The sequence below is a fragment of the Sphingomonas sp. Ag1 genome, from assembly GCF_000980895.1.
In the GTDB taxonomy this organism is placed as follows: domain Bacteria; phylum Pseudomonadota; class Alphaproteobacteria; order Sphingomonadales; family Sphingomonadaceae; genus Sphingomonas; species Sphingomonas panaciterrae.
Genome location: NZ_LAZX01000094.1, coordinates 418068 through 434961 on the forward strand (window position 1 = coordinate 418068; position 16894 = coordinate 434961).

17 protein-coding genes are annotated in these 16894 nt (G+C 64.5%); 8 read left to right on the plus strand and 9 right to left on the minus strand.

Annotated features, from left to right (window positions below):
- Positions 1-5: 5 nt before the first annotated feature.
- From metG to mazG, 5 genes are all read left to right on the plus strand, one after another.
- Entirely contained in the window at positions 6-1553 is a 1548-nt protein-coding gene (gene metG, locus XM50_RS14845; RefSeq protein WP_046410576.1) for a methionine--tRNA ligase, read from the plus strand.
- Positions 1553-2329, plus strand: a complete 777-nt coding sequence (locus tag XM50_RS14850) for a TatD family hydrolase (RefSeq protein WP_046410577.1) — start codon at positions 1553-1555, stop codon at positions 2327-2329. The genes metG and XM50_RS14850 overlap by 1 nt, the downstream gene beginning before the upstream one ends.
- Positions 2326-3090 (plus strand): MBL fold metallo-hydrolase, encoded by a 765-nt coding sequence (locus XM50_RS14855; protein ID WP_046410579.1) that lies wholly within the window; start codon positions 2326-2328, stop codon positions 3088-3090. Before XM50_RS14850 ends, XM50_RS14855 begins: the two co-directional genes overlap by 4 nt.
- Positions 3087-3260, plus strand: coding sequence for a hypothetical protein (locus XM50_RS20175; RefSeq protein ID WP_156167271.1), 174 nt, complete (start codon positions 3087-3089; stop codon positions 3258-3260). Before XM50_RS14855 ends, XM50_RS20175 begins: the two co-directional genes overlap by 4 nt.
- A gap of 135 nt (positions 3261-3395) precedes the next feature.
- A complete protein-coding gene (mazG, locus tag XM50_RS14860) occupies positions 3396-4169 on the plus strand; it encodes a nucleoside triphosphate pyrophosphohydrolase (RefSeq protein WP_046410581.1) in 774 nt (257 codons plus the stop codon).
- Between the two features lie 29 nt (positions 4170-4198).
- On the opposite strand, the gene hflX is transcribed toward mazG, so the two are convergent.
- Genes hflX through dusB form a run of 7 tightly spaced genes read right to left on the minus strand, consistent with a single transcriptional unit; the run spans position 4199 to position 13292 of the window.
- Positions 4199-5506, minus strand: coding sequence for a GTPase HflX (hflX, locus tag XM50_RS14865; RefSeq protein WP_046410582.1), 1308 nt, complete (start codon positions 5504-5506; stop codon positions 4199-4201).
- A complete protein-coding gene (gene hfq, locus XM50_RS14870) occupies positions 5503-6069 on the minus strand; it encodes an RNA chaperone Hfq (RefSeq protein ID WP_269430575.1) in 567 nt (188 codons plus the stop codon). Before hfq ends, hflX begins: the two co-directional genes overlap by 4 nt.
- Positions 6070-6120: 51 nt before the next feature.
- Complete coding sequence (gene ntrX, locus XM50_RS14875; RefSeq protein ID WP_046410585.1) at positions 6121-7488, minus strand: nitrogen assimilation response regulator NtrX; 1368 nt, start codon at positions 7486-7488, stop codon at positions 6121-6123.
- Positions 7489-7491: 3 nt separating this feature from the next.
- On the minus strand, positions 7492-9732 hold the full coding sequence (locus XM50_RS14880) for a sensor histidine kinase (RefSeq protein WP_046410587.1): 2241 nt from the start codon (positions 9730-9732) through the stop codon (positions 7492-7494).
- 52 nt (positions 9733-9784) lie between these two features.
- Complete coding sequence (ntrC, locus tag XM50_RS14885; protein ID WP_046410589.1) at positions 9785-11233, minus strand: nitrogen regulation protein NR(I); 1449 nt, start codon at positions 11231-11233, stop codon at positions 9785-9787.
- Positions 11233-12294 (minus strand): two-component system sensor histidine kinase NtrB, encoded by a 1062-nt coding sequence (locus tag XM50_RS14890; protein ID WP_046410591.1) that lies wholly within the window; start codon positions 12292-12294, stop codon positions 11233-11235. The genes ntrC and XM50_RS14890 overlap by 1 nt, the downstream gene beginning before the upstream one ends.
- The gene (gene dusB, locus XM50_RS14895; protein WP_046410592.1) at positions 12294-13292 is read right to left on the minus strand and encodes a tRNA dihydrouridine synthase DusB; all 999 of its coding nucleotides are present in this window, start codon (positions 13290-13292) and stop codon (positions 12294-12296) included. Before dusB ends, XM50_RS14890 begins: the two co-directional genes overlap by 1 nt.
- An 82-nt stretch (positions 13293-13374) precedes the next feature.
- Here dusB and XM50_RS14900 point away from each other — a divergent pair, with 82 nt between their 5' ends.
- From XM50_RS14900 to XM50_RS14910, 3 genes are read left to right on the plus strand one after another with little or no spacing between them, the layout of a single operon-like run.
- Positions 13375-14499, plus strand: a complete 1125-nt coding sequence (locus XM50_RS14900) for a bifunctional 2-C-methyl-D-erythritol 4-phosphate cytidylyltransferase/2-C-methyl-D-erythritol 2,4-cyclodiphosphate synthase (protein ID WP_046410594.1) — start codon at positions 13375-13377, stop codon at positions 14497-14499.
- Positions 14496-15035, plus strand: a complete 540-nt coding sequence (locus tag XM50_RS14905; RefSeq protein WP_046410595.1) for a hypothetical protein — start codon at positions 14496-14498, stop codon at positions 15033-15035. Before XM50_RS14900 ends, XM50_RS14905 begins: the two co-directional genes overlap by 4 nt.
- On the plus strand, positions 15032-15556 hold the full coding sequence (locus tag XM50_RS14910; protein ID WP_046410597.1) for a CinA family protein: 525 nt from the start codon (positions 15032-15034) through the stop codon (positions 15554-15556). The genes XM50_RS14905 and XM50_RS14910 overlap by 4 nt, the downstream gene beginning before the upstream one ends.
- On the opposite strand, the gene XM50_RS14915 is transcribed toward XM50_RS14910, so the two are convergent.
- Both XM50_RS14915 and lipA read right to left on the minus strand, forming a co-directional pair.
- The gene (locus XM50_RS14915; RefSeq protein ID WP_046410599.1) at positions 15496-15975 is read right to left on the minus strand and encodes a type II toxin-antitoxin system RatA family toxin; all 480 of its coding nucleotides are present in this window, start codon (positions 15973-15975) and stop codon (positions 15496-15498) included. The two genes, XM50_RS14910 and XM50_RS14915, sit on opposite strands and share 61 nt — an antisense overlap.
- Entirely contained in the window at positions 15962-16882 is a 921-nt protein-coding gene (lipA, locus tag XM50_RS14920; RefSeq protein ID WP_046410601.1) for a lipoyl synthase, read from the minus strand. Before lipA ends, XM50_RS14915 begins: the two co-directional genes overlap by 14 nt.
- Between the last annotated feature and the right edge of the window lie 12 nt (positions 16883-16894).

Sequence of the window (16894 nt, forward strand, 5' to 3'; positions counted from 1 at the left end):
GGTCTATGGGCGACCCGTTCTATATCACCACCGCAATCAGCTACCCTAACGGGCGGCCACATATCGGCCACGCATATGAGGCGATCGCCGCCGATGCGATTGCTCGCTTTCAACGGCAGGCAGGGCGCGACGTGCGTTTCCAGACCGGCACCGACGAACATGGGCTGAAGATGGTCCAGACAGCGCGCGATCGCGGCGTACCGGTTGCTGATCTAGCCACCGAGATGTCATCACATTTCAAGGCGATGTGCGACAGCCTTAACATTTCCTATGACCGCTTCATCCGTACCACCGATGCGGATCATTATGCCGCCAGCCAGGCCATCTGGCGGGCGATGGAAGCGGCCGGCGACCTGTATCTCGATCGTTATGAAGGCTGGTATTCGGTCCGCGACGAGGCGTTCTACGACGAGAAGGAGCTGACCGAGGGGGAAGGGGGCGAGAAGTTGTCCCCGCAGGGCACGCCGGTGACCTGGACCGCGGAGGAGACATGGTTCTTCCGCCTCTCCAAGTATCAGCAGCCGTTGCTGGACTTTTACACCAGCAATCCGGACTTCATCCGTCCGGAATCGCGCCGCAATGAAGTGATGCGCTTCGTTGAGGGTGGCCTGTCGGATCTGTCGATCTCGCGCACCAGCTTTGACTGGGGGGTGCCGGTGCCGGACAGTCCGGGGCACGTCATGTATGTCTGGGTCGACGCGCTGACGAACTATCTGACGGGGGTCGGCTACCCCGATGGCGATATGAAGCACTGGCCGGCCGATCTTCACCTGATCGGCAAGGACATCGTTCGCTTTCATGCGGTCTATTGGCCCGCCTTCCTGATGTCGGCCGACATCGCCTTGCCCAAGACGGTGTTCGGCCACGGCTTCGTCCTCCATCGCGGCGAGAAGATGTCGAAGAGCCTCGGCAACGTCATTGATCCGGGCGACCTGGCGAAAGCATTCGGGGTCGATGCGCTGCGCTATTTCCTGCTGCGCGAGGTGAGCTTCGGACAGGACGGGAGCTATTCGGCCGAGGCGATTGTGGCGCGGGTCAATGCGGAACTGGCCAATTCGTTCGGCAATCTGGCGCAACGCACCTTGTCGTTCATCGCCAAGAACCTGGGCTCACTGCCTGCGGACGGACGCGCAGAAGAGGCCGACGGCATCCTGATCGAGGAAGTCATCGTGGCGGCCGCCGGGCTGAAGGCGGCGTTCGGCGACCTGATGCTGAGCCACGGGATTGAGGCATGGATGCGCGGCGTTTTTGTCTGCAACCAGTATATCGACGCTCAGGCCCCGTGGGCGCTGCGCAAGACCGACCCCGAGCGGATGAATGCCGTCCTGCGGACGCTGGTGCGGGCCATCCGCATCCTTGCCATCGCAATCATGCCGGTCATCCCCGCCGGTGCGAGCGCGATCCTCGACCAGCTCGGCGTCGCCGCTGATGATCGTGATCATGCCGCGATCGATGACGACGGCTGGTATGCGCGTCGTGTGGCCGAGGGCGCCCCGGTTGCCGCACCATCGCCCGTGTTCCCGCGGCTCGAGATCCCGGCGGAGGCGGCCTGATGCTCGCCGACAGCCATTGCCATTTGAACTACAAGGGGTTGGTGGAGGAACAGCAAGCCATCCTCGAGCGCGCCCGCGCGCGCGGCGTGACGGCGATGCTTAACATCGCGACCCGCGAGAGCGAATGGGCGGATGTTCTCGCGACCGCCGAGCGCGAGCCGGATGTCTGGGCCACCGTTGGCATCCATCCGCATGAGGCGGACCAGCACCCGCACATCGACTCCCAGCGGCTGGCAGAACGCGCGCAGCATCCGCGGGTTGTCGGCATTGGCGAATGTGGCCTCGACTATCACTACGACCACTCGGATCGTCAGCAGCAGCAGCGCAGCTTCCGTGCCCATATCGCGGCCGCGCGAGAGGCTGGCGTGCCCATCGTCGTGCACACGCGCGATGCGGAGGATGATACCGCTGCGATTCTTCGTGACGAACTGGAGAAGGGAGCCTTCACCGGCGTCATTCATTGCTTCACGGGAACCGGTGATTTCGCGGACATCGCGGTGGATCTGGGATTTTACATTTCGATCTCCGGGATCGTCACCTTCAAGAGCGCTGCCGCGCTTCAGGAGATTGCCGCCCGGCTCCCCGCGGACCGCCTGCTGATCGAGACCGACGCGCCCTTCCTTGCTCCCGTTCCCCATCGTGGAAAGACCGGCGAACCGGCATTCGTTGCCGACACGGCTGCCTTCCTGGCGAAACTACGGGGAGACGATGTCGCCGAACTACAAGAGGTTACCGCGCGTAACTTCCACAAACTCTTCAATAAAACACTGGCATGAAGGTCCGCATTCTCGGTAGCGGCACCTCCACCGGGGTGCCGAGGATCGGGAACGACTGGGGCGAATGCGACCCCAACGTACCGCGCAACCGTCGCACCCGCGTTTCGTTGCTGGTGGAAGCCGAGGGGACGCGCGTTCTCGTTGATACGGGGCCGGACATGCGACAGCAGTTGCTGGCGGCCGATGTCGGGATCGTGGACGCAGTCATCTGGACGCACGAACATGCCGATCATGTATTCGGCATCGATGACCTGCGACAGATTTTCCACCAGCGTGGTGAACCAGTACCGGCTTACGCCCGTTCACCGACGCGCGAGCGCCTCGACGACATGTTCAGCTACGTCTTTCATGGACGTGGCGGTTATCCGCCGACCGTTTCCCTGAGCGCTCTGCCCGACCGGATCAACATTGGCCCGCTCACCATCAGTTCGGCGGATCAACCGCATGGAAGGATCGCCTCGGCGGGGCTGCGGTTCGAGCACGGTGGAAAGTCTGTCGGTTACGCGACAGACCTCAGCGGGATGACGCGAGAGATGCGCGCGCTTTACGGAAACCTCGATCTCTGGATCGTGGATGCGCTGCGTCGCAAACCACACCCGAGCCATCCGCATCTCGGCAAGGCGTTGCAATGGATCGAGGAGCTAGCGCCCGGCCACGCGGTTCTCACGCACATGGATCAGTCGATGGACTATGCGACGCTTCGAGCGGAACTGCCGCCGCACGTTGAGCCGGGATATGACGGCCTGGAGTTCGACTTGTGACCGGCGGCGCGCAGGTGTGGCTGCTTGCATTGATGCTGATCCTGCCGATTTCGGCGCTCGTTGCGCGGCGGTTGCCCATGCGTCGGTCAATAAAGCTCGCGCTTATCTGGATTGTGCTGTTCGCGGTCGTGACGCTGGTGTTCACGCAGCTCGAGCAGTTTGCCCGGTAACGCAGTGCGTGCGCCACGTAAGAGGGCCGCAACGCTCGATATCCGTGATTTAACATAATATATATTATCGCATTACTCGACTTAGGCTCTGGGCCTACGTTTGCGGAAGTGGTGCGGCCGGTTTATCGCCCGCCTATGTCAGATGCACCCTCCGCTCTCGTGCGACTTCAGGCAATCATGGCCCGACTGCGGGATCCTGTTGCGGGCTGTGAATGGGACAAGGTGCAGACCTTTCAATCGATCGCGCCCTACACCATTGAGGAAGCCTATGAGGTTGCCGACGCGTGCGACCGCGGCGATATGCATGAGCTGAAGGATGAACTCGGCGACCTGTTGCTACAGGTCGTGTTCCACAGCCGAATGGCTGAGGAAGCGGGCCATTTCGACCTGAAGGACGTTGCTGCGGCGATCGCGGACAAGATGGAGCGGCGCCATCCCCACATCTTCGGGGACGCCCCCGATGGCGGGCATCACCTGTGGGAAACGATCAAGGCTGAAGAACGCGCCGCGAAGGACGACGGCAGTGCGCTTGCTGGGGTTGCGCTTGGTCTGCCGGCGCTGCTGCGGGCCGAGAAACTGCAAAAGCGCGCCGGCCGCGTCGGCTTCGACTGGCCCGACGCGACCGGTCCGCTTCAAAAGATCCATGAGGAAATAGAGGAAGTTATCGAAGCGAGCGATCAGGACCGCAAGGAAGAGATCGGTGATCTTTTATTCGCGGTAGTGAATTGGGCCAGGCATCTAGGCGTGGATGCCGAGGCCGCGCTTCGATCCGCCAATGCCAAGTTCGAAACGCGCTTCCGGGCCATGGAAACAGCCGCTGGCGGTTCGATCGCGGCACTTGACCTCGACGGTCAGGAATCGCTCTGGTCCGAAGTGAAGCAGGCTGAAAAGGCGGCCGTGAAAGACTAGAGGGCGGAGCATCGTGCCCCGCCCCCCTTTCAGGTCTCTGCCGCTCCTGCGGAACGCTCGTTGAAGCGGGCGAAGTCACCGGGCGCCATGCGCACTTCATAGATGGCTGTATCACCCTCGATCACCTGATCGATGACCTCGCCATGTTGGTGCAGCCACGCCGCACCGGCGCCGTCGCTGGTGGCGAGACGGATCGAGTATCGCTGATGCCCCTGCGTCAACCGGTCGGATAACAGCCGGACAAGTTCATCGACCCCTTCCCCCTTGATCGCGGACAGGGGAACCACATCATCGCGACGCGCCGCCTCGGCGAGCAGATGATCCCGATCGGGTCCATCAAGCAGGTCGATCTTGTTCCAAGCCTCGATCCGCGGCGTCGCCTCCGACACCCCGATCTCTGCCAGCACCGCCTCCACATCCGCCTTCTGCGCAGTCGTATCGGGATGTGCCACGTCGCGGACATGGACCAGCAAGTCAGCGGAGATCACCTCTTCCAGCGTTGCCTTGAACGCCGCGACAAGTTGAGTCGGCAGTTCCGACACAAAGCCGACGGTGTCCGACAAGATCGCCTTGTCGATGCCCGGAAGGCTGATCTGACGAAGCGTCGGATCGAGCGTCGCGAAGAGGAGGTCTTCGGCCATTACATGCGCGCCGGTGAGGCGGTTGAAGAGCGTCGATTTACCCGCGTTGGTATATCCGACAAGCGCGATGACCGGCCAAGGCGCGCGTTGACGGCGTTCCCGGTGAAGGCCGCGCGTACGCGTCACCTGATCGAGCTCGCGCCGCAACCGTGCCATGCGATCCCGGATCAGTCGCCGATCGGCCTCGATCTGCGTTTCGCCGGGGCCACCGAGAAAGCCGAAGCCGCCGCGCTGACGCTCAAGGTGAGTCCAGCTGCGTACCAGCCGGCCCGCCTGATAATCGAGGTGTGCCAGCTCCACCTGCAGCCGACCTTCGGCAGTCGCAGCGCGCTCGCCAAAGATCTCCAGGATGAGACCGGTCCGGTCGATGACCTTTGCCTCTAGCTGAGTCTCCAGGTTGCGCTGCTGGATTGGGGAGAGCGCCGCATCGAACACGAACAAGGTGGCCTCTTCCTGCCGCCCGAGTGTCGCCAGCTGTTCAACCTGCCCCGATCCGATCAGCGTGGCAGCACGCGGCGTGCGCACGCGAACGGCGTGCCGTTCGACGACATCGACGCCGATGGCGGCAGCAAGGCCGGCGGTTTCTTCAAGCCGCGCATCGGCATCGCGCGAGGAGCCACCAAGATCGGGGTACACGACGATAGCGCGCGCGCCCCGGGCGAATTCCTCGCGATCGCGGTCAAAACCGGTGCTCAATCCTCGTCAGACCCGCTGTTCTCGTCCGCCAGGTTCAGCGCGCGAGCCGGCTGGATGGTGGACACCGCATGTTTGTAGACCAGCTGCGACGTGCCATCGCGCTGAAGCAGCATGCAGAACAAGTCAAAGGCGGCGATCTGGCCTTGCAGCATCACGCCGTTGACCAGGAACATCGTTACCGAATCCTCGGAGCGACGCACCGCGTTGAGGAAAATCTCCTGCAGCAGCGGCTGCTTCTTGGTCGATTCGCCCAGCTGATCGACGATTGCGGCCACATCGATCTGCGCGCCCGGCATGATCGTGGAAATCGCGTGCTTGTAGATGAGCTGGCTCTGTCCGTCGCGGCGCAGGAGGACCGAGAAATTGTCGAACCAGGTGACAATGCCCTGAAGCTTGACGCCCTTCACGAGGAAAAGCGTGACCGGGGTCTTCGACTTGCGCAGGGCGTTGAGGAAGAGATCTTGAAGAGAGCTTTGCTTATCGGCCATCGTTCGATGCCCTTTCGTTTTTTTGGCGAGGTTTTCCCCGCGATGCGCCGGTGCCCGGCGTCGGATGCGGCCCAAACGGCACGCTTCGCCCTATGTAGGGAGCCGCCCGATACTGGTCCAGATCGATCAATCCTCGCGCGTGTCCGTAATCCCCAGCAGCTTCAGCTTGCGGTGCAATGCGGAGCGCTCCATTCCGATGAAGGTCGCCGTCCGCGAAATGTTGCCCGAGAACCGGCGGATCTGCACCTTCAGATATTCCCGCTCGAACGTCTCACGTGCTTCGCGCAACGGCGCGCCCATGATCGTGTTCGCACCGCCGCCCCCCTGATCGCCGAGCACCTCCCCAGGTAACAGGTCGACATCGATCCGCGCGATGCGATCGCCCGGGGCAAGGATGATGGTCCGCTCGACGACGTTGCGCAGCTGCCGCACGTTGCCCGGCCAATCATAGGATTGCAGCGCCACCATCGCGTCGGTTGCGACTTCCGGCGTCGTAACCCGGCGCTGTGCCGCATAATGCGCGACGAAATGCTCCACCAGCGCGGGGATGTCCTCGCGCCGCTCCGCCAGCGACGGGATGACGACCGGCACCACGTTCAGCCGGTAATAGAGATCCTCGCGGAAGCGCCCATCGGCGATCTCCTGCGTCAGATCCCGGCCGGTCGCCGACACCACCCGCACGTCGACCTTCACCACGCGCGTCCCGCCGACCCGCGTGAAGCTCTGATCCGTCAGCACCCGCAGGATCCGCCCTTGCGTCGTGATCGGCATGTCAGCGATCTCGTCGAGGAACAGCGTGCCGCCATGGGCCTGCTCCAAGAGACCGGGTCGAACGAGATCGCCCCCCTCCTCCACGCCGAACAATTCCTCCTCGACACGTTCGGGCGTCATGTTGGCGGCACTGACCACAACGAAGGGCGCTGCGGCTCGCTGGCTCCAGCCGTGGAGGAGCCGCGCTGCCACTTCCTTGCCGACACCCGCGGGGCCGACGATCATCACTCGGCTCCCGGTCGCCGCCACGCGCTTCAACGTGGCGCGGACGGCATTGATCGCGCTGGAGCTGCCCGTCAGGTCGGTATCGCTGCCGGCGGAGGCGCGAAGATTTGCCACTTCGCGGCGCAGACGCTCGGTTTCGGTTGCCCGCTCCACCATCAGCAGCAGGCGTTCGGCCTGAAACGGCTTTTCGATGAAGTCGGCCGCACCCTGCCGGATCGCTGCCACGGCCGTGTCGAGATTGCCATGGCCCGAGATGACGAGGACCGGGATCGAGGAGTCCCGCCGCTTGATCTCGGCGAGTAGTTCCAGGCCGTCGAGACGCGAGCCTTGAAGCCACACGTCAAGCAGGACCAGGCTGGGGCGGCGCGCAGAGATCGCTTCCAGCGCGGCATCGCTGTCCGCCGCGGTGCGGGTGTCATACCCCTCGTCCTCGAGCACACCGGATACGAGTTCGCGGATATCGAGTTCATCGTCGACGACAAGGATGTCTAACGCCATGGCTTATGCGGTCCGATTGCGAGTCAGGGCGGCGAAACTGCCGCCTTCGGTCTCAGATTGATCGTCTTCTCGTCCGGCGACGCCGGCCAGCATGACCACGTCAAAGGTCATGGTCACCAGCGTGCCGCCCTCGGGACGGTCGGTGAAGGTGATGGTTCCGAAATGTTCCTCCACGATTTTCTTCACGATGGCGAGGCCGAGGCCAGTGCCGCGCGCGCGGGTGGTCATATACGGCTCGACGATACGATCGCGCTCAGGGGGCAGCCCAATGCCGTCGTCAGCGACGGTGATCACTGCACGGCCATCCTCTTGCGTCAGGGTCATCAGGATCGTGCCCTCCCCTCGCCCGGTCGCTTCGATCGCCTCTACCGCGTTCTTCACGATATTGGTCAGCGCCTGTCCGACCTGGCGGCGATCACAGACGAGGACCGGTCCCGGTTCGTCATGTCGCATCTCGAAGCGGATGCCCGCATGCGCGACCTCGTGCAGGAACATCGTTTGACGCGCGACGTCGACCAGCGACTCTTCACGAAACACCGGCTTGGGCATCCGCGCGAAGGACGAGAATTCGTCGACCATGCGGCGCAGATCGCCGACCTGCCGCACGATCGTCTCGGTCAGCCGGCTGAATGTCGTGTCCCCTTCCTCCACCTTGGCGCCATAACGGCGCTGCAGGCGCTCGGCAGCCAATTGGATCGGGGTCAGCGGGTTCTTGATCTCGTGCGCAATACGCCGCGCGACATCCGACCACGCCGCGCGGCGCTGGTCCAGCAACTGCTGAGTGATGTCGTCGAAGGTCAGGATCGGGCCGGTTGGAACACGGGCGATCCGTACAGCCAGCGTGCGCGCCTCGCCGGCCGCTGCCAGCTGAATGATCGCCTCCCGCGCTGTCCCGTCGAGCAACGCTGCCAGTTCCGGCGCGACGACGGACAGCGGCATGCCGATCGGTGGATCGCTGAGACCCAGCAGCATCTGCGCCGAATTGTTGATCAGCCGGATCGTCCGATCAGGCGCGATCGAAATGACGCCAGCGGAGACCCCCGACATAACGGCCTCGATCAGCGAGCGACGGCTGTCGAGTTGGGCGTTCGCGGTAACCAGCGCCGTATTCTGCTCCTCGATGCGCTCTGTCATGCGGTTGAACGCGTTCGACAAAGTGCCAACCTCGTCCCGCTCTTGCGTTTCGGGCACACGCGCAGTCAGGTCGCCGCCTTCCACCCGCCGCGCCGCGTTGACGAGTTCCGCGACCGGGCGGACCAGCCGGTCCGCGACGGCCAGCGCGATCCATACCGCGACCCCGACGATCAACAGCGACAGCAGGAGCAGCGCAGCGTTGAAGCGCAGTTGCAGCGTGCGGGCGCGCACCAGAAGCTGGCGATAATTGGCCAGTGCGGCCTCGGCCCGCTCGGTCTGGGTGGTCATTTCCTTCGGGTTGGTCACGCGTGCTGCGTAGAGATACACGCGGCTCGACCCCGGCAGCCGCGTCACCGTCTGTATCCGGTCGCCCGTCACTGTCACTACACTGCGCTGACCGCGCGCCAACTTTCGTACCGCCTCTGCCGACACCTGACGTGCCAGATCCAGGTCATAGGGGTTGACGAAAGCGAGCGTCTGCAACTCGCCATTCGGTGCCACCTGGAACAGCAACGCCTCGGACAGGCTGCGGAAATAGGTTTGCTGGAACAGGAACGCGCGGAATTGGGGGTCCTCGATCGGCCGCTCGTTCAGTTCGGTCGAGATATCGCTCGCCATCGTGACGGTGGCTTCTTCCCACCGCTGGAGGATCTGGTTGTAGGAGGTGCGGGTCAGCGTCGTCGCGTTCTCGAACACCGCACGCGCGCGGTCCGAATACCAGAATTGCACGCCATATTGGAACAACAGGGAGGCCGCGATGGTGACGAGTACCATCGGCACAGCGGCAACGATCGAGAAGAGCGCGACGAGGCGGACGTGAAGCCGCCCCTCGCCGCCAACCGGCGAGCGCGCCGCGCGGCGGCGTGCGATCCGGCGCCCCAGCAGCATCATCAACGCCACGCCGGGGACAAGATTGGCGACCAGCAACAGTGCCACAACCGCAGGCGCGATCAGCCCCTCCGGACGGCCCGTGTGGGCCACGACGACATACGTCGCGAACGCTATGCCGATGGCAATCGCAAGAACGCCGATCTCGACCGCAGGCGTTACGCTCCAGCGGCGCGGCAGGGCGACCAGGTCGGTTGTTCGAGGTGCCGTGCCGGCAGTCATCCCGGTAACGCTACAACAAGAGTGTTGCAGAGAAAACACATAATACGTGCGTTCACCGCGCCTCTGGTGCGGGTGGGCGGGCGGCGGGATCTATCCCAAGCGTATCCAGCCGTTTTCTCAGGGTGTTCCGGTTCAATCCGATCGCCCGAGCGGCGCGGAGTTGATTGCCACCGTGGCGAGCCAGCATCACCTCGATCAAGGGACGCTCCACCTCGGCCAGCAGCCGGTCATAGAGCGTCCCATCGTCCAGCGCCCTCGGATCACAGCGGGCCAGCCGTTCGATGAAGGCGCGGACCGCAGCCTCCAGCCCGAGATCGGCAGGCAGCGAGACTGCCTGCCCCCCGCCCTGCCCCAGCATGGCCGCGATTTCGCCCGCCGAAATCCTCTCGTCCCGTGACAGCGCCGCCAGGCGTCGCATCAGGTTTTCGAGCTGGCGGACATTGCCCGGCCAGTCATGCTCAGCCAGCGATGTCACCGCGTCATCATCGAGGACCTTGCGCGGCAAGCCTGCGTCCGCTGCGCGCTCGAGAAAATGGCGGGCCAGGATCGCAATGTCCTCGCGCCGCTCGCGTAGCGCGGGAAGATCGATCGGAACGACGTTCAGGCGGTAATAGAGGTCTTCGCGAAACTGCCCGTTGGCAACGGCCTGCTGGAGCGCGCGATTGGTGGCCGCGACGATCCGGACGTCGGCGCGCATGATCCGCGCACCGCCCACCGTCGTGAACTCGCCGGACTGAAGCACGCGCAGCAATCGCGTCTGCGCCTCGATCGGCATGTCGCCAATCTCATCAAGGAACAATGTGCCCCCCGCGGCCTGTTCGAACCGCCCCGCCGTGCGCTGCGCCGCGCCTGTGAACGCGCCGCGTTCATACCCGAACAGCTCCGCCTCGATCAGGTCCCGCGGGATTGCAGCCATGTTGATCGCCACGAAGGGCGCGGAACGGCGCGGTCCCAAGTCGTGGATGGCGCGCGCAACCAACTCCTTGCCCGTCCCCGACTCACCGGAAATGAGAACCGTCAGGTCATTCGAGACGACTCGGGCAATGACGCGGTAAACCTCCTGCATCGCCGGCGAACGGCCGATCAGCGGCAGGCTGGCGTCCTCCCCGTCCTCGCTGCGCGGTGCAAGCTCGCGACGACGAGCCAGAGCGGCTGCGACGGTGCGAGTCAGCGTTTCGAGATCGAAGGGCTTCGGCAGGTAATCATAGGCGCCAGCCTCGTTCGCGCGGACAGCGGTGGTCAGCGTGTTGCGGGCGGAGAGAACGATGACGGGAAGGTTCGGCAACTCGCGGGACAGGCGCTCGGTCACGTCGATGCCATCGCCATCGGGCAGCACCACGTCGGTCAGCAGAACATCCGGCCGGCCGGCGGCGAGTTCGCGGTCCAGGTCGGCGATGTTCGACGCGGTGCGCACATTATGACCAGCACGTCGCAGCGCCTGGGCCACGACCACCCGGATCGCGTCATCATCATCAACCAGCAGGATCGCGCCGCCCGCCATCAGTCGGGGGCCCGCTGCAGCAGGATCCGGAACACCGTCTCGTTCGGTATGCCTTCACGCGAATATTGGACGATCCCGCCCATATCCCGGACCAGCTTGTCGACCAGCGCGAGGCCCAAGCCCTTCCCCTCCGGACGGCTGGACACGAACGGATCGAACAAATGCTCGGCAATATCCTCGGGCGCCCCCGGACCGCTATCGATCACGCAGATCTCGATGGGCAATGGCGTGCGCGGGCGGCCCGGCGCAGGGGCAACCGACATGCCGAGCCGGAACGAGGTGGTCAGCGTGATCCGCCGCTCGCCGATCGGGCCAAGGGCGGTGGCCGCATTCTTCATCAGGTTGAGCAGGACCTGCAACAAGGCATCGCGATTTGCGAGCGCCGGGGGGAGCGACGGATCGAAGCGCTCCTCGATCGTGATCCCCCGGGCAAACCCGGCACTTGCCGCATCGCGCGCGTGCGCCAGCAACGGATAGATGTTGAGCGGCTCCACGGCGAGCGGACGCGTGTCGGTGAAATCCTCCATCCGGTCGATCAGCGCCGTCACCCGATCGACCTCATCGATCACCAGGCGGGTCAGTTCAGCCGGCTCCGCACCATCCGCGATCAGCTGCGCTGCGCCGCGGATGCTCGACAAGGGGTTCTTGATCTCATGCGCCAGCATGGCCGCCGCCCCGACCGCTGAGCGCGCGGCCGCGGCGCGATCGGCGGATACGCCCAGGCGCCGGGATGTCGCGGCATTATGGAGCGTGATGACCCGCCAGCCGGGCTGGTCCAGCAATTCCGTCGCCGCCAGATCAACGCGCAGCCGCTGGCCGCGTGCCGTCGTCAACGCGAGGTCAAAGGCCGCGAATGCCCTTCCCTCCTGCCCGTCCACCTCATCCGGCAATGGCAGTACGTCGCCGAGCGCCCGCCCCCTCATCGCCCGTTCGGAAAGGTTGAGGAGCAACTCGCACTCGGCATTAGCCTGTGCGATCCTGGTCTCCGGGTCCACGACCATCACGGCGACTGGCAAGGCTGCCAACAGATCGGCCGGATCGGGACCGCGCCGCGCCTGCATCAGGCAGCGGCGTTCAGGCGATATGGCGCGTAGAATTCTGCCAGCATGGCGAGCACGCGCTGCGCATCGGCCTGCTGGTTCACCGCGTTGCGGAACTCGGCAGAACCGTGGATTCCCTTGGTGTACCAACCGATATGCTTGCGCGCCATGTTGACGCCAGTCACCGTGCCATAGTGACTCAGCATTGCCTCATAATGCTCTACGATCACGCGATATTGTTCGTCGAGCGACGGGTCCGCACGCGGCGTTCTGCCCGCCAGCGCATCCATCACCTGCCCGAGCAGCCAGGGACGACCATAAGCACCACGCCCGATCATCACACCATCGGCACCGGACTGGTCCAGCGCCGCCTCTGCATCGGCGATTGAGCAGATGTCGCCATTGACGATCACGGGCAGTTCGATCGCGTCCTTCACCTGCCGGACGAAGCTCCAGTCGGCGGAGCCCTTGTACATCTGGTTCCGGGTACGGCCGTGAACCGTGATCATCTTCGCGCCGAGATCCTGCGCAATGCGGGCAAGCTCTGGCGCGTTCAGACTGTCGTGGCACCAACCCATGCGCATCTTCACCGTCACCGGCGCCGACACGGCCTTCACCACCGCGTCGATGATCGCGCCCGCGTTCTTCAGATCACGCATCAGCGCAGATCCCGCATCCCCGCTGGTGACCTTGCGCACGGGGCAGCCCATGTTGATGTCGATGATCGCGGCGCCCTTTTCCTCCGCGAGCTTGGCCGCCTCCGCCATTTCATAGGGCGTGCAACCGACCAGCTGCATCGAGACTGGCTCTTCGGACAGATGCCACGCCGCCTTCTGAATCGACTGCCGCGTCTCGCGGATCGCCGCCTGGCTGGCGATCATCTCGGTCACGTTCAGGCCCGACCCATAGCGCCGCACCAGCGTCCGGAACGGCTGATCAGTGACGCCAGTCATCGGCGCGAGCACGACCGGCTCGTCGATCCGCACGGGTCCGATCTGGATAGGGGCGAGCTTACGCATCAACAGTCTGCCTGAAAAACGGGCAGGTAGGCGATCAACGTGGCGCTGGCAAGGCGTCGCGCTTCTCGCTAGGCGCCCGCGCATGAAAACCGTCGCCCTGATTGTTGCCGCTGGCAAGGGAGAACGCACTGGTGGCACGCTGCCCAAGCAATTCGCGCACCTTGCCGGCCGCCCAATGCTCCTGTGGAGCCATGAAGCCTTAGCGGCCCATCCCGCTGTCGACGAGATCGTGCTGGTCATCGGCGCCGGTCAGGAACAATTGCTAGCCGACTGCCTGCCGAACGCACGCTTTGTACTTGGCGGAGCAACACGGCGCGAGTCGGTGGCGCGCGGACTCGCGGCAGTGTCGGACGCGGATCGCATCCTTGTGCACGATGCGGCGCGGCCGTTCCTTGCCGCGGATGTCATCGACCGCCTGCTGCGGGCGCTTGAGACAGCAGATTGCGCCATCCCCACCCTTCCGGTCACCGACACGATCATATCGATCGACGGTGCGACGCTGCCTCGGGAGCAATTGTCCCGCGTGCAGACGCCGCAAGCCTTTCGTCGCGCCATCCTCACCCGCGCCCACACCCAATGGGAGGGTGGTGAACCAACCGATGATGCTCAGATGGTCCGGGCGCTTGGCGGATCCGTCGCCATGGTGCAGGGCGACGCCATGCTTGAGAAGGTAACCTGGCCCGGTGACCTGGCCTCCGCCGAGGCGCGGATCGGTTGGGAAACGCGGATGGCGACCGGCTTCGATGTCCATCGCCTGGTCGATGATGCCGACCTGTGGCTTGGCGGCGTCAAGATTCCGTATCATCAGGGGCTTAGCGGCCACAGTGACGCGGACGTCGCACTTCACGCGCTGACCGACGCTCTGTTGGGCACCATCGCTGCGGGCGATATCGGGCTTCATTTCCCGCCTAGCGATCCGCAGTGGCGCGGTGCCGAATCCGGGCAGTTCCTGCGTCATGCGGCCGATCTCATCGCGGCGCGCGGCGGGCAGATCATATTCGTCGATCTGACCATCATGTGCGAAGCGCCTAAAATCGGCCCGCATCGTTCGGCCATCCAGCATCGTGTCGCGGAACTTCTTGGCCTGCCAACCGATCGCGTGAGTGTGAAAGCGACAACGACCGAGCGGCTGGGCTTCACTGGTAGAGGCGAAGGCATTGCGGCACAGGCAGCGGCAACCATTCGGCTGCCGGGAGTCGCGCAATGAGGCGTTTCAGCTACCTGTGCGCCGCCACCCTGGCGGCGGTTGCCGTACCGACCACCGCGCTGGCGCAGACGCCGTGCCTGAATGCAGCCGAAGCAGAGGCGGTTGCAGCGGTCACGTTTCCGGACATCATCCTGGAAACCGGGCGTGTCTGTACCGCGCTTCCTGCCACAAGCATCGTACGACGTACCTCCGGCCCGTTCCTTGCGCGCTATCAGGCCGAGGCGGATCGCGCCTGGCCGACGGCGCGTCAGGCGATTGCGAAGCTGAGCGATCCGCGTGTCTCCATGTTGCTCCTTCAGTCGGACTACGCGCGCCCGCTGATCACCTCCCTGATCGCACCGATGGTCGTCGGGCAGATCCAGCAGAGCGATTGCGGCACGATCGACCGGATCGTCACGCTGCTGGAGCCCCTTCCCGCGCGCAACACCGCTGGCATCGTTGTCGCAACGATTCAGCATCTGAAGGCGGAAAAGGCGCGGGGCACAGCCTCTGTGGCCAACGTTCCCGATCTGCCGGTCTGCACGGCGAAACGATGAGCGACAGCCTGCTCCCCCAGAACCTCGTCGACGCTGCGCAGCGCGTGATCGAGGCCAATCGCGCAAAAGGCCGCCGTATCGCCGTGGCAGAGAGCTGCACCGGCGGGCTGGTGGCGGCGGCCCTAACCGAAGTGCCGGGATCCTCCGACGTGCTCGAAGGCTCGATCGTCAGCTACTCCAATGAGGCCAAACAGCGGCTGCTTCACGTCTCGACCGATGTGCTGGAGACATTTGGCGCGGTGTCGATCGCCACCGCCTGGAGCATGGCACAGGGCGCGCTTGAGGCGACCGGTGCCGATGTTGCGGTGGCAATCACCGGCATCGCCGGCCCCGGCGGCGGCTCAGAAAAGAAGCCCGTCGGCACCGTGGTGTTTGCGCGCGCCGAACGCGGCGGCGATCCCGCCGACGTGGTCGCCGACAAGCGCGCCTTTGGCGATCTCGGCCGCTCCGGCGTGCGCCTTCAGGCGGCGCTGTGCGCGCTCGACCTGTTGATGCCGCCGTCGGACGAGCCCTCACCGTAGAGCGCGCGGGCCCGATCCTCAAAGGCGCCGATCATCTTGCGCAGGGCCAGGCCGAATACCTGCCCTGCCAGCATCTCGAACATCCGGTTCTTGAACTGGAAGTCGACGCTGAAATCCACGAGGCAGCCATCGCCGTCCGGGCGGAACCGCCACTCGTTGTGCAGATACTTCATCGGGCCGTCGACGTAATCGACGTACACCCGATCGGGCCGATGCTTCTCGACCCGCGACGTGAACGTCTCGCGCAGGCCCTTGAACCCGACGATCATGTCGGCCAGCGTTTCCTCCGCGCTGTCCTGCCGAACGCGCATCGCGACGACCCACGGCAAGAAATCCTGATAGGCTTTCACGTCCGCGACCAGATCGAACATCTGCTCGGGCGTGTATGGCATGGCCCGCGTTTCGCTATGCTTTGGCAAGCTGGACCTCACGCGCCGCGCGCAGCTTCTCGAAGTCGTCGCCGGCGTGGTAGCTCGAACGGGTGAGCGGCGACGACGCTACCAGCAGGAACCCCTTCGCACGCGCGATGGCGGCGTAGGCGTCGAACGTCTTGGGCGTCACGAAATCGGCGACCTTGGCGTGCCGCGGCGTCGGCTGCAGATACTGCCCCATGGTCAAGAAATCGATGTCGGCGGAACGCATGTCGTCCATCACCTGGTGAACCTCCAACCGCTCTTCGCCGAGGCCCAGCATCACGCCCGACTTGGTGAAGATCGACGGATCGTGCCGCTTAACGCTCTCCAGCAACCGCAGAGAGGCATAATAGCGCGCGCCCGGGCGGATGGTCGGGTACAGCCGCGGCACCGTCTCCAGATTGTGGTTGTACACGTCCGGCCGGGCCGCAACGATCGATTCAACTGCCGCCTGCGTCTTGTTGCGGAAGTCCGGCGTCAGGATCTCGATCGTGGTGCTCGGCGTGTTGCGGCGGAGCGCCTCAATCACCTTCACGAACTGCGCCGCGCCGCCATCAGGCAGGTCGTCACGATCAACCGACGTGATGACGATATGCTGCAGACCCATTTCGGCGGCCGCGACCGCCACATGCTCCGGCTCCAGCGGATCAACCGGGCGCGGCATGCCCGTCTTCACGTTGCAGAAGGCGCAGGCCCGGGTGCACGTGTCCCCCAAGATCATCACTGTCGCGTGCTTCTTGGTCCAGCATTCGCCGATGTTCGGACAGGCCGCCTCCTCGCACACGGTGGCAAGGTTCAGCCGACGCATCAGCTGCTTGGTTTCGGCGAAACCGACGGAGGTCGGCGCCTTGACCCTGATCCAGTCAGGCTTGCGGGCGCGCTCGGGCCGGGCGAGAGGCAGTGTTTCGGTCATGTCGGGCGCGAG